The organism is Lentibacillus halophilus (assembly GCF_039522485.1).
GTDB lineage: Bacteria > Bacillota > Bacilli > Bacillales > Amphibacillaceae > Lentibacillus > Lentibacillus halophilus.
On sequence record NZ_BAAADM010000021.1, the window covers coordinates 10,730 to 23,664 of the forward strand.

Here is a 12,935-nt window from a genome sequence, read left to right on the forward strand (position 1 = left end):
ATGGCATTGGGCGCAGGACGTGATATTCTGTGCATAACATATAAAGAAACGACGGGAGGAGGAATTAGGCCGATGGGGGTTTTTAAACGAATGAAAGAAGATATGGACGTTGTCTTTGAACAGGATCCGGCTGCACGTTCCTATATGGAAGTGATGTTGACCTATGCGGGAGTGCATGCTATTTGGGCACACCGTCTGGCCCATTTCTTTTTTAAACGTCGTCTGTTCTTCATTGCCCGTGTGATTTCACAGCTGAACCGTTTTTTCACAGGCATTGAAATCCATCCGGGTGCCGTCATTGGCCGGAAGTTTTTCATTGACCATGGGATGGGTATCGTTATTGGTGAAACGTGTGAAATAGGGGATAATGTGTCCGTCTTTCAAGGGGTGACACTTGGTGGCACTGGCAAGGAAAAAGGAAAGCGTCATCCAACCATCAAGGATAATGCCACGATTACAACCGGTGCAAAAGTGCTCGGGAATATAACGATCGGCAACAGTTCCAAAGTAGGGGCGGGATCGGTCGTGTTAAAGGATGTTCCCGATCATTCCACGGTTGTTGGCGTTCCGGGTCAGGTCGTTGTACAAAATGGTGAAAAAGTGAAGAAAAACCTTGATCATCATAAACTGCCCGATCCGGTAGCCGACCGCTGTCAACAACTGCAGGAAGACATTGATGCCTTGCGTGAAGAATTAGAAAACCTGAAGGAAGGGGAGCACAATGACAATAACCATTTATAATACATTGACAAGAGAAAAAGAAACGTTCAAATCGATCGACAAAAATCGGGTGCGCATGTATGTTTGCGGTCCAACCGTCTATAATTATATCCACATTGGAAATGCTCGTCCGGCTATTGTTTTTGATACGGTCCGAAGGTATTTTGAATATAAGGGATTTCAGGTGGATTATGTACTCAACTTCACGGATGTTGATGATAAAATTATTAAAGCAGCCAACGACATGGGGGAAGCCGTTCCGGATGTGGCCAATCGTTTTATTGACGCTTATTTGCAGGATGTTGAGGCTTTGGGTGTCAAAAAGGCAACATGGAATCCGCGTGTGACGGAAACGATGGATGACATCCTGACGTTTATTCAGAGCCTGATTGATGAAGGCTACGCATATGAAGTAGATGGCGATGTTTACTTTAAACCACGTTCGTTTGCAGACTACGGGAAACTGTCACATCAGTCCATTGATGAATTACGGTCGGGAGCGCGCATTCAAGTAGGCGAGAAAAAAGAGGACCCGCTTGACTTTGCATTATGGAAGAAAGCTAAGGATGATGAAATTGCTTGGGATTCACCATGGAGCCAGGGACGTCCTGGTTGGCATATAGAATGCTCAGCGATGGCCAAAAAATATCTTGGTGAAACGATAGACATTCACGCGGGCGGACAGGATCTCGCTTTTCCGCATCATGAAAATGAAATTGCACAATCCGAGGCACGAAGCGGAAAGCCGTTTTCCAATTACTGGATGCACAACGGTTATATCAATGTTGACAATGAAAAGATGTCCAAATCACTTGGTAACTTTGTATTAACCAAAGATATCATTGCTCAGCATGATCCACAGGTAGTCCGTTTTCTTATGCTGAGTGTTCATTACCGCCATCCTATCAACTTCACTGAAGAGCTGTTGCAGGGAGCAAAAACTAGTCTGGACCGCATTAACAATGCATACAGCAACCTTGAACATCGAAAACAGGCAAGCATGGATGCGGATCAGGACGCTAATAATTGGATGGCAACTATTTCGATGATGAAGCGCCAATTTGAAGAAGCTATGGATGATGACTTTAATACAGCCAATGCTATTTCTGTATTATTTGATATAACGAAAGAGGCTAACCGTTATTTGGAACGAACGCACACATCCATTCGAATTATTGAGGAATTTCAGGCAAGCATGCAATCTATTCTTGATGTGCTGGGCATTCAGTTGGAACGGGAGGACGATTTGCTGGATGCGGATATTGATGCATTGATTCAGGAACGGAATGAAGCACGACGGAACCGTGATTTTGCTCGAGCCGACGAGATTCGTGACAATCTGAGGGAAAGACATGTTATTCTCGAAGATACGCCTCAGGGAACACGATGGAAGAGGGCGGACAATGAGTCTTGATGTAAAACAGATGAAGAGTTTGACGCTGGCCTATATGGGAGATGCTGTCTTTGAAGTTCATATCAGGGAACATTTACTGGAAAAAGGAACTGTCAAACCTAATCAACTCCAGAAAGAAGCCGTCACGTTTGTATCAGCAAAAGCACAAGCGTCGGTCGTTCGGCATTGGATGGAAACAGATCAGCTTACCGGTGACGAAGTATCTATAGTTACCCGAGGCAGGAACGCTAAATCCGGAGCCATTCCTAAGAATACAAACGTTCAGACGTATCGGTACAGCACTGCTTTTGAGACACTGATTGGTTATCATTATTTGCTCAGGAATGACGAAAGGCTGAATGAATTACTGGAGGCAGCTGTTGCATTTGTGGAAGGGAGGGAATACGATCCTTGGTACAGGAAATGATTATCGGAAAAAACCCTGTCATTGAAGCGTTGACCTCGGGCAGATCCATTCATAAAGTAATGGTATCCGATCAGCTGAATCCTTCGTTGACACAAAAACTGAACCATCTCGCCAAAGAAGCCGGAACGATCGTGCAAAAGACCCCCAGGACAAAGATTGATCAAGTAACATCCGGGAACCACCAGGGCGTTGTCGCTTATGTTGCGTCGTATGCGTATGCGTCACTGGATGATTTGTTTGCCGTAGCCGAATCGAGAAACGAAGCGCCATTTTTTGTCATTTTAGATCAACTGGAAGATCCGCATAATCTTGGTTCCATCATAAGAAGTGCCGACGCTGCGGGGGCTCATGGGGTTATCATACCTAAACGGCGATCTGTCGGTCTTACACAAACCGTCGCTAAAACAGCGGCAGGTGCCTTGGAACATGTGCCGGTAACACGTGTAACAAATACCGCCAATACCATTGATGAATTGAAAAAACAGCATATATGGGTTGTGGGTACGGATGCCTATGGAAGCGAGGATTACCGACAACTCGATGGTAGCCTGCCATTAGCCATCGTCATTGGTAATGAAGGAAAAGGGATAAGCCGATTAGTTCGCGATAAATGCGATTGGTTGGTAACTCTCCCCATGAAGGGACATGTTTCGTCATTAAATGCATCCGTTGCGTGCAGCCTGTTATTATACGAGGTTCTCCGAAAACGACCCCCGGCAGGTGACTGGTCATGAATATCCTGGTTGTTGACGGCTATAACATCATTGGTGCATGGGAAGAACTGAAACGGTTGAAAATTGAGGACATTGGACAGGCACGTGATCAGCTCATTGAATGGCTGGCCGATTATCAGGCTTTTTCTGGTATGCGTGTCATTGTCGTATTTGATGCCTATTATGTCCGAGGGATAGAAAGCAGACAGAAGGAATACCAAATGGAAATCATTTATACCAAAGAAAACGAGACGGCTGATGAGTGCATTGAACGGCTAGTTAAGGAATTAAAAAATGTGCTGAATCAAGTATATGTCGCCACATCAGATTATGCTGAACAACGGACGATTTTTGGCCGTGGTGCCCTTCGCAAACCGGCACGGGAACTGTATACGGAAATGAATACGATTGACCGGGAGATAACGGAAAAAATAGAGGAAACGAAGCAAAATGGACGTCCGGTAAAAATACCACTGAAAAAGGATGTGTTGGATACGTTTGAAAAGTGGCGGCGTGGAGATATGTAAATGTCTTTTATACCTAAATCCTTCCAATCTATGTTGACTATTAGGAAACGCTTACTGTATAATACGTTTTAAATTGCCAATCGTGTTGCCGGGAGGTCATGTCGGTGAATGCCGAGTTGATAGAGACAGATACCAAAAACTTGGAGAAGCTCGATGATAACAAAATTATTCATCTGATACATTGTGGAAACAGCCAGGCACTAGATTTTTTGATTCATAAGTATGCTCATTTTGTTCGGGCAAAAGCGCGAACGTATTTTATCATCGGTGCAGACAAAGAAGATATTATTCAAGAGGGCATGATCGGTCTGTACAAAGCCATCCGCGATTTTGACGGGGAGAGGTTATCTTCATTCAAAGCATTTGCTGAACTGTGTGTTACCCGGCAGATTATCACCGCCATCAAGACAGCCACTAGACAAAAACACACCCCACTCAACTCTTACGTATCACTGGACAAGCCCATTTATGATGAGGAATCCGACCGCGCACTTATTGACGTCATTAGCGGAACGAAAACAGTTGACCCACAGGAGATACTGGTGAACAAAGACGACTTTTTCGATATGGAAGAAAAGCTTTCTGAACTGCTGAGTACACTGGAAAAAGAAGTTCTGCGCCTGTATCTGGATGGTTGTACGTATCAGGAAATTTCCGTAACATTGCGACGACATGTAAAATCCATCGATAATGCCGTTCAGCGTATTAAGCGAAAACTGGAACAATTGATTGAAAAGGATGAGAACAGTGTCGATCATGTCCGTTGACACGTCGTATAGGTCATGCTACATTAGTGAAGGTCAGAAGCGTCCGGGGAGGGACAATCTTTGAATTTGATGAAGTTCTTCAAAAATGTTTCCAGAGAAATGAAAAAAGTGACTTGGCCAACAGGCCGTGAACTGACAAGCTACACCATTACGGTCATTACGACGGTTGTTTTTGTAGCTGTATTTTTCGCGGTTGTTGATTTGGGCATTTCACAATTTCTTAACTCATTATTTTAATAAGCTTGAATAGAGATGTTATCAATATGCTATAATGGAATATATGATGATATGAAAAACCCGGGTGAAGCGGGTTTTTTAATATGGCATGTTTTAGCAATAAAAAACAGATTGCTGGCAGAAAAGAAAACTGATGATAAGGGGGGAAGGGCACACGCAATGCCCTGTGTAAATGGAAAAGAAATGGTATGCCATCCATACGTATTCCGGCTACGAGAATAAGGTGCAAACGAATTTGCAAAAACGTGTGGAGACGATGAATATGGAAGATAAGATCTTTCGTGTGCTTGTGCCTGAGGAAGAAGAGACTGAAGTAAAAAACGGCAAGAAAAAAGTGGTTAAAAAGAAATTCTTCCCGGGTTACGTTCTTGCTGAAATGGTTATGACGGATGATTCATGGTATGTCGTTCGCAATACGCCGGGGGTCACAGGTTTTGTCGGATCCAGCGGTCAAGGGACAAAACCAACACCACTTTTGCCCCATGAAGTAGATAATGTTCTAAAACAAATGGGTGTAAAAGAAAAAGAGCCACAGGTTAACTTTGAAGTGGAGGAAAATGTTAACATTACAGATGGTCCGTTCACGGATTTCACAGGCACCATTAAACATATTGAAACAGACAAGCAGAAGGTGAAAGTGCATGTAAACATGTTCGGCCGAGAAACGCCGGTAGAACTTGACTTTACACAAATTGAAAAACTGCAATGACTCACAGGATGGCTTGCCGATTAAATAAAATTATAAGAAGGATCTTGCATTGATTTATAATTCGTGCTAAAATTTTTTTGTTATTGCCGTTCGTCGAACCTTGAGTAGACAGGTAATATTGAGTGGGAGGGGGATTCCCCTATTACCACATCACGGACTTTAAGGAGGTGTGTCTCGTGGCTAAAAAAGTATTTAAAATCGTAAAGCTGCAAATCGAGGCCGGCAAAGCAAATCCAGCGCCACCGGTAGGCCCCGCGTTGGGACAAGCTGGCGTGAATATTATGGGATTCTGTAAGGAATTTAACGCCCGCACACAAGACCAGGCCGGCATGATTATTCCAGTCGAAATTACAGTATTTGAAGATCGTTCCTTTACATTTATTACAAAAACGCCGCCTGCTCCGGTACTGTTGAAAAAAGCAGCCGGAATTGATACTGGGTCAGGTGAACCAAGGCGTAATCAAGTTGCTTCGGTTAAGCGTGACCAGGTCAACGAAATTGCGGAAACGAAAATGCCTGATTTGAATGCGGCTAATTTTGACGCTGCTGTGCGCATGGTCGAAGGAACAGCACACAGCATGGGCATTAATATAGAAGATTAATGCTGGCGCATACATGAACAGACACGGTTTGCGATGATAATTGTGTTCTCATGACCATGCCGCCTGTATTTGTCGAGTGGGAGGTCTTACCGCTATAAACCACAACTTGAGGAGGAAGTATAATGGCGAAACGTAGCAGAAAATATCAGGAAACTGCTGAACTTGTTGATCGCTCAAAAGCATATGACACAGAGGAAGCAGTCACTTTGTTGAAAGAGACTGCCAAAGCAAATTTTGATGAAACCGTGGAAGCTGCCTTTCGTTTAGGGGTTGACCCGAAAAAAGCTGATCAGCAAATCCGCGGAGCAATGGTGTTGCCACACGGAACGGGAAAGACACAGCGCGTATTGGTTTTTGCTAAAGGCGAAAAGGCTACCGAAGCCGAAAACGCCGGTGCCGATTTTGTTGGGGATCAGGATTTGATCACCAAAATTAACCAGGGCTGGTTTGACTTTGATGCTGTTGTTGCGACGCCTGATATGATGGCTGAAGTCGGCAAGCTCGGGCGCGTCTTGGGACCAAAAGGGCTTATGCCAAACCCAAAGACCGGAACAGTAACCTTTGAAGTCGAAAAAGCAGTCAATGAAATTAAAGCGGGTAAAGTCGAGTATCGTGTTGATAAATCGTCCAATATCCATGTTCCTTTCGGGAAGATTTCATTTGATAATAACAAACTCGCAGAAAACTTTCATGCTGTTGCGGATGCGCTTGTAAAAGCCAAACCACAGGCAGCAAAAGGTTTGTATATGCGTAACGCATCCATCACGTCCACGATGGGACCGGGTATCAAGGTGGACGTTACACCTTATCGTGGCTGATATGATTATGGGATATTGTGCTTGGTAAAGAGTTGACTTTTCGCCAGCAATCACGTATACTAGACATGCTATAAATAGAATACGTTGTACCGTAGACAGCAGGTGCGTTTATCGCTTAATATCCTGCCGAGGTGTTTCAGGGATAAACGATTGACTACAGTCGTACGTTGTTTACCGAAAGCCTTCATGTCTGCATGGAGGCTTTCTTATTTTCTTCATGATCAACTGAACACTACCGGTTGCGGTATAATCAAGTGGTTAACAGGAGGTGGAACGATGTCCAACAGTAATATTATTGAGCAAAAAAAGCAGGTTGTGCAGGAAATTGCAGATAAATTCCGTGACAGTCAGTCTACATTGCTCGTGGATTATCGCGGTTTGAATGTAGCTGAAATGACAGAACTGCGTCAACAGATGCGCGAAGCAGATGTTGATTTTAAAGTCTATAAAAATTCAATGGTTCGCCGTGCGGCAGATGAAGTGGAATTGAGTGACTTGAATGATACATTGGTCGGCCCGACCGCTATTGCATTCAGCGCTAACGATGTGATTGCACCGGCCAAAATTTTAAATAATTTTGCCAAGGAGCACCATGCGCTTGAGATTAAAGGTGGTGTCATTGAAGGTGAAATAGCAACACTTGATCAAATCAAGGAACTTGCCGATTTGCCGAACTACGATGGTATGGTGGCCATGCTGCTTAGTGTGCTTCAGGCACCTGTGCGAAACTTTGCTTATGCTGCCAAAGCTATCGCAGATCAAAAAGAAGAACAAGGCGCGTAACTGCTTGTCGCTTTATGCGGCATAAATTTAAATTTTGAATGGAGGAATACCAATGGATAATCAGCAAATTATTGATGCGGTAAAAGAAATGTCTGTTTTGGAACTGAACGATCTTGTAAAAGCAATTGAGGAAGAGTTTGGCGTAACGGCTGCGGCACCGGTTGCTGTTGCAGGTGGAGGCGGCGAAGCAGAAGCTGCTGAAGAACAGACTGAATTTAATGTAGAGTTGTCCGATCCCGGCGATTCCAAAATTAAAGTTGTTAAAGCTGTTCGTGAAATCACCGGACTTGGCCTTAAAGATGCGAAAGAACTGGTTGATAATACGCCTAAAGCTATCAAAGAAGGCGCATCAAAAGACGAAGCTGAAGATATTAAAAGCCAACTGGAAGAAACAGGAGCAACCATCGAAATCAAGTAATTATCAAAAAGCCTGTCGGATAACGGCGGGCTTTCTCTATATTTAATTTCAATCACTTTCCAAAAGCAGGTGCCAAAATGGCTGATCATTATTTTTCACACCAACCTCAATCCAAACGTTCCCCTCAACAATGGAACTGCCTATTAAGAGGGAAGGAATATACGTTCACAAGCGACTATGGCGTTTTTTCAAAAAATGATGTGGATTATGGCTCAAAGCTTTTAATTGATCATTTTGATGAACCTTGTATTGAAGGGGAAATACTGGATTTGGGCTGTGGATATGGTCCAATTGGCATTACAACGGCTGACCGATTTCCCGCGAGGCACGTCGTTATGTCGGATATTAATGAACGAGCGATTGAGCTTGCCCGGAAGAATGCCGTTCTTAACCAAGTACTGAATGTGGAAATGGTGACGAGTGATCGTTTAAACGATATGCCTAGTCGACGATTTGCTTCTATATTGACAAATCCTCCGATACGTGCAGGGAAACAAGTGGTCCATCAAATGTTTGAAGATAGCAGGAACGCGCTGCTGAAAAAGGGTCAACTATGGGTGGTCATTCAAAAAAAGCAGGGGGCTCCGTCCGCTATAGATAAACTTGAGAATTTATTTGATCATGTAGAGACAACTGCGCGCAGCAAAGGTTATTATGTATTGATGGCTATGAATGGTTGACCGTTCACGGCAAATGTGATAGTATATTTAAATGCTAACATAGGACTTCCTTTGTCAATAAAAATTTCACGAAAGTATAATGTATAATGTAATCGGCAAACGGGGACAATGATAGAATCGCTTATATTATCCAGGGTCTGGGAAACTGGCTGTGTCAGCCTTTCTACTATGTTTCACCGTCATCCTGAAGAATACATGCTGCAAGATATATACTATTCGGCAGCAACTCCGGATTGTGCTGATTTTTTGAAACAGTAGTACGAGTACTATTGTTATTTTACGCTATCTGGAAATGTTATATTTTTTGTCCGGAAGCATCAGTAGGATCGGGCTTGCAAGTTATCCCGGAGTAATCATCGCCTGATGCTTTTACCGTGGAAACGGGTTAAAAATGGCTGATGCACCTATCAGTTGTTTTTTCAAATATTATAGTCATTTTTCGAGCCAATGAAGGAAGAAATCTATGAAAAATGCTTGATTTGAGGGGTGAAGCTGTTGACAGGTCAACTAGTTCAGTACGGACGGCACCGCCAGCGCAGAAGTTATGCGCGTATCAGTGAGGTATTGGATTTACCGAATCTAATCGAAATTCAAACCGCTTCCTATCAGTGGTTCCTTGATGAAGGAATACGGGAGATGTTTCAAGATATTTCGCCGATTGAGGATTTTGCCGGTAATTTATCACTGGAATTTATCGATTATAGTCTCGGTGAACCCAAATACCCTGTGTACGAATCCAAAGAGCGAGATGTTACCTATAACGCACCACTGAGTGTAAAGGTACGGCTGATTAATAATGAGACCGGTGAAGTGAAAGAGCAGGAAGTGTTTATGGGTGATTTTCCATTAATGACGGATACCGGAACGTTTATTATTAATGGAGCTGAACGCGTCATTGTTTCCCAGCTTGTTCGATCACCGAGTGTTTATTTCAGTGAGAAATTTGACAAAAACGGCAAACGCGGTGTGGCTGCGACTGTTATTCCAAATCGTGGAGCCTGGCTTGAATTTGAAACAGATGCCAAAGATGTTGCCTATGTCAGGATTGACCGCACACGTAAGTTGCCAATCACTGTGTTATTACGTGCCCTCGGCTTTAGTACGGACCAGGAGATTATCGACCTTATTGGTGATAATCAATATTTGAAAAATACGCTGGAAAAGGACAATACGGAAACAACGGAGAAAGCACTGCTTGAAATCTATGAACGTTTGCGTCCCGGTGAACCACCGACTGTGGAAAATGCAAGGAGTTTACTTGTCTCCCGATTCTTTGACCCGAAGCGCTATGATTTGGCTTACGTCGGCCGTTACAAAGTAAACAAAAAACTGGACATTAAAGACCGTTTGTTTAATCAGGTGCTGGCGGAACCCATTGTTGATCCGGAAACAGGTGAAGTCATTGCAGACAAAGGTGATAAGTTGGAGCGCCGGCTGCTTGACAAAATTATACCTTATTTGGAAAGCAATGAAAATATGGCCGGTGAAAAAACTGTGAAACCAAACGAAGGTGTTCTGGAGGAACCCATTCTTGTGCAATCAGTGAAGATTGTCGATCCGACGGACCCTGATGGCGAGCATCATCTCGATGTTATTGGCAATGCCAATGTGGATGAGAACACGAAGCATATTGCACCATCTGATATATTATCTGCCATTAGTTATTTCTTTAACTTGCTCCATCATGTTGGTGGAACAGATGATATTGACCATTTGGGTAACCGTCGTCTGCGTTCTGTCGGAGAACTGCTTCAAAATCAGTTTCGTATAGGTCTATCCCGGATGGAACGGGTTGTGCGGGAGCGTATGTCTATTCAGGATACATCGAGCATAACGCCGCAGCAGTTGATTAATATCCGGCCTGTTATAGCATCCATTAAAGAGTTTTTTGGAAGTTCGCAGTTGTCACAGTTCATGGATCAGACCAATCCGTTAGGGGAACTTACCCACAAACGCCGTCTGTCAGCACTGGGGCCCGGTGGACTGACCCGTGAGCGCGCTGGATTTGAAGTGCGTGACGTTCACTATTCCCACTACGGGCGCATGTGTCCGATTGAAACACCGGAAGGGCCGAATATCGGTCTGATTAACTCGCTGTCAAGTTACGCGAAGGTCAATCAATTTGGCTTTATTGAGACACCGTATCGTCGAGTCGATCGGGAGACCGGAAGGGTAACGGGCGAATCGGATTATCTGACAGCAGATGAAGAAGACAATTATGTTGTCGCACAGGCGAACGCCCGGCTGAATGATGACGGCACATTCGCTGATGAAGAAGTTATTGCACGTTTCCGCGGCGAAAATACGATTGTTCCGCGTGAAAAAATCGACTATATGGACGTCTCACCAAAACAAGTGGTATCAGCTGCGACAGCTTGCATTCCCTTTTTGGAAAATGACGACTCCAACCGTGCATTAATGGGAGCCAACATGCAGCGACAGGCCGTGCCTTTGATGGAGCCGGAAGCCCCCATGGTTGGAACCGGCATGGAATATGTTTCAGGCAAAGATTCTGGTGCTGCTGTTATATGCCAAAATGAGGGCATCGTGGAACATGTGGAAGGAAAAGAAGTGCGGGTCCGCCGTATTTCCGAGGTTGATGGAAAAGAAGTCCAAGGCGATTTGGATGTTTATCGTATGCAGAAATACATCCGCTCCAACCAGGGAACATGCTACAATCAGCGACCGATTGTCAGCAAAGGTGATCGTGTCACGCAAGGTGAAATCCTGTCTGATGGACCCTCGATGGAAAACGGAGAGATGGCGCTTGGCCGCAATGCACTTGTCGGATTTATGACATGGGAAGGTTACAACTATGAAGACGCCGTTATTATGAGTGAGCGCATGGTCAAAGATGATGACTTTACATCCATTCACATTGAGGAATACGAATCGGAAGCCCGGGATACCAAACTCGGTCCGGAGGAAATCACTCGTGATATTCCGAACGTTGGGGAAGATGCACTGAAAGATCTTAATGACGACGGAATTATTCGTATTGGTGCGGAAGTTTCCGATGGCGATATCCTTGTAGGCAAAGTGACACCTAAAGGAGTAACGGAACTGTCAGCCGAAGAGCGCTTACTTCACGCTATTTTTGGTGAAAAAGCACGGGAGGTTCGGGACACTTCTCTGCGTGTACCGCATGGATCTGGCGGCATTGTGCTGGAAGTTAAAATCTTTAACCGTGAAGATGGGGATGAGTTATCGCCTGGTGTTAATCATTTGGTACGTGTTTATATTGTACAGAAACGAAAGATATCAGAAGGGGATAAAATGGCTGGACGACATGGAAACAAAGGTGTCATATCCAAAATACTTCCCGAGGAAGATATGCCGTTTTTGCCGGATGGTACACCGCTTGACATCATGCTGAATCCACTCGGTGTTCCGTCGCGAATGAATATCGGGCAGGTTTTTGAACTTCACCTCGGCATGGCTGCACGCCAGCTCGGACTTCACATGGCCACACCGGTATTTGACGGTGCAACCGAAGACGATGTATGGGAAACCCTTGATGAAGCAGGGATAGCAAAAGATGCTAAATCCATTCTTTATGATGGACGAACGGGAGATCCGTTTGACAATCGCGTTTCCGTCGGTGTCATGTATATGATCAAACTGGCGCATATGGTGGATGATAAACTGCACGCCCGCTCCACTGGCCCATACTCCCTGGTCACCCAGCAGCCATTGGGCGGTAAGGCTCAATTTGGCGGACAACGTTTTGGTGAAATGGAAGTCTGGGCGCTAGAGGCTTACGGCGCTGCGTACACATTGCAGGAGATTTTGACTGTTAAATCCGACGACGTGGTCGGTCGTGTTAAAGCTTATGAATCCATCGTAAAAGGTGATAATGTCACCGAGCCTGGAGTGCCGGAATCTTTCAAAGTATTGATCAAAGAATTGCAAAGCCTTGGAATGGACGTGAAGATGCTATCCAGCGATGAGTCAGAAATTGAAATGCAGGAACTAGAAGACGAGGATACACAAGCGGCAAGCAAATTAAATTTGGAAGCGGCAGAAGAAAGCTGACAAATCGCACGCGTTCACAGAGAGAATGAACAGCTCCGGGCGTATGAAATGGGCTATCCAGCTGATTTTACGCCCTTTGCCTTCATCTTATTTTCAGGTTTGCAGG

At 44.5% G+C, this 12,935-nt stretch carries 14 protein-coding genes and 1 other annotated feature; all 14 genes read left to right on the forward strand.

Features of this window, described 5'->3' with window-relative positions; translation table 11 throughout:
* Positions 1–72: 72 nt before the first annotated feature.
* The 14 genes from cysE to rpoB all read left to right on the forward strand — a co-directional run bounded on the left by cysE (position 73) and on the right by rpoB (position 12,829).
* A complete protein-coding gene (gene cysE / locus ABDZ72_RS04350; RefSeq protein WP_343751473.1) occupies positions 73–741 on the forward strand; it encodes a serine O-acetyltransferase in 669 nt (222 codons plus the stop codon).
* Positions 722–2,134 carry a cysteine--tRNA ligase gene (gene cysS, locus ABDZ72_RS04355; RefSeq protein WP_343751392.1) on the forward strand — a complete coding sequence of 471 codons (1,413 nt, stop codon included), beginning with the start codon at positions 722–724 and terminating at the stop codon, positions 2,132–2,134. The genes cysE and cysS overlap by 20 nt, the downstream gene beginning before the upstream one ends.
* On the forward strand, positions 2,124–2,540 hold the full coding sequence (locus tag ABDZ72_RS04360) for a Mini-ribonuclease 3 (RefSeq protein WP_343751393.1): 417 nt from the start codon (positions 2,124–2,126) through the stop codon (positions 2,538–2,540). The genes cysS and ABDZ72_RS04360 overlap by 11 nt, the downstream gene beginning before the upstream one ends.
* Positions 2,525–3,274 carry a 23S rRNA (guanosine(2251)-2'-O)-methyltransferase RlmB gene (gene rlmB, locus ABDZ72_RS04365; protein ID WP_343751394.1) on the forward strand — a complete coding sequence of 250 codons (750 nt, stop codon included), beginning with the start codon at positions 2,525–2,527 and terminating at the stop codon, positions 3,272–3,274. The genes ABDZ72_RS04360 and rlmB overlap by 16 nt, the downstream gene beginning before the upstream one ends.
* Positions 3,271–3,780: an NYN domain-containing protein gene (locus ABDZ72_RS04370; RefSeq protein ID WP_343751395.1), complete on the forward strand. Its 510-nt coding sequence runs from the start codon at positions 3,271–3,273 to the stop codon at positions 3,778–3,780. The genes rlmB and ABDZ72_RS04370 overlap by 4 nt, the downstream gene beginning before the upstream one ends.
* Positions 3,781–3,878: 98 nt before the next feature.
* On the forward strand, positions 3,879–4,547 hold the full coding sequence (gene sigH / locus ABDZ72_RS04375) for an RNA polymerase sporulation sigma factor SigH (RefSeq protein WP_343751396.1): 669 nt from the start codon (positions 3,879–3,881) through the stop codon (positions 4,545–4,547).
* 69 nt (positions 4,548–4,616) lie between these two features.
* On the forward strand, positions 4,617–4,784 hold the full coding sequence (gene secE / locus ABDZ72_RS04380) for a preprotein translocase subunit SecE (protein ID WP_425542346.1): 168 nt from the start codon (positions 4,617–4,619) through the stop codon (positions 4,782–4,784).
* 172 nt (positions 4,785–4,956) lie between these two features.
* Positions 4,957–5,493, forward strand: coding sequence for a transcription termination/antitermination protein NusG (gene nusG / locus ABDZ72_RS04385; RefSeq protein ID WP_343751399.1), 537 nt, complete (start codon positions 4,957–4,959; stop codon positions 5,491–5,493).
* Between the two features lie 176 nt (positions 5,494–5,669).
* Positions 5,670–6,095 (forward strand): 50S ribosomal protein L11, encoded by a 426-nt coding sequence (gene rplK / locus ABDZ72_RS04390; RefSeq protein ID WP_343751401.1) that lies wholly within the window; start codon positions 5,670–5,672, stop codon positions 6,093–6,095.
* Positions 6,096–6,217: 122 nt separating this feature from the next.
* Positions 6,218–6,913, forward strand: a complete 696-nt coding sequence (gene rplA, locus ABDZ72_RS04395; RefSeq protein WP_343751402.1) for a 50S ribosomal protein L1 — start codon at positions 6,218–6,220, stop codon at positions 6,911–6,913.
* 71 nt (positions 6,914–6,984) lie between these two features.
* Positions 6,985–7,130, forward strand: a sequence feature (ribosomal protein L10 leader region).
* Between the two features lie 59 nt (positions 7,131–7,189).
* Positions 7,190–7,696 (forward strand): 50S ribosomal protein L10, encoded by a 507-nt coding sequence (rplJ, locus tag ABDZ72_RS04400; protein WP_343751403.1) that lies wholly within the window; start codon positions 7,190–7,192, stop codon positions 7,694–7,696.
* 52 nt (positions 7,697–7,748) lie between these two features.
* Positions 7,749–8,114: a 50S ribosomal protein L7/L12 gene (rplL, locus tag ABDZ72_RS04405; protein ID WP_343751404.1), complete on the forward strand. Its 366-nt coding sequence runs from the start codon at positions 7,749–7,751 to the stop codon at positions 8,112–8,114.
* 77 nt (positions 8,115–8,191) lie between these two features.
* Positions 8,192–8,794, forward strand: coding sequence for a class I SAM-dependent methyltransferase (locus ABDZ72_RS04410; RefSeq protein ID WP_343751406.1), 603 nt, complete (start codon positions 8,192–8,194; stop codon positions 8,792–8,794).
* A 495-nt stretch (positions 8,795–9,289) separates the two neighbouring features.
* Positions 9,290–12,829, forward strand: coding sequence for a DNA-directed RNA polymerase subunit beta (gene rpoB / locus ABDZ72_RS04415; protein WP_343751407.1), 3,540 nt, complete (start codon positions 9,290–9,292; stop codon positions 12,827–12,829).
* Positions 12,830–12,935 lie beyond the last annotated feature (106 nt).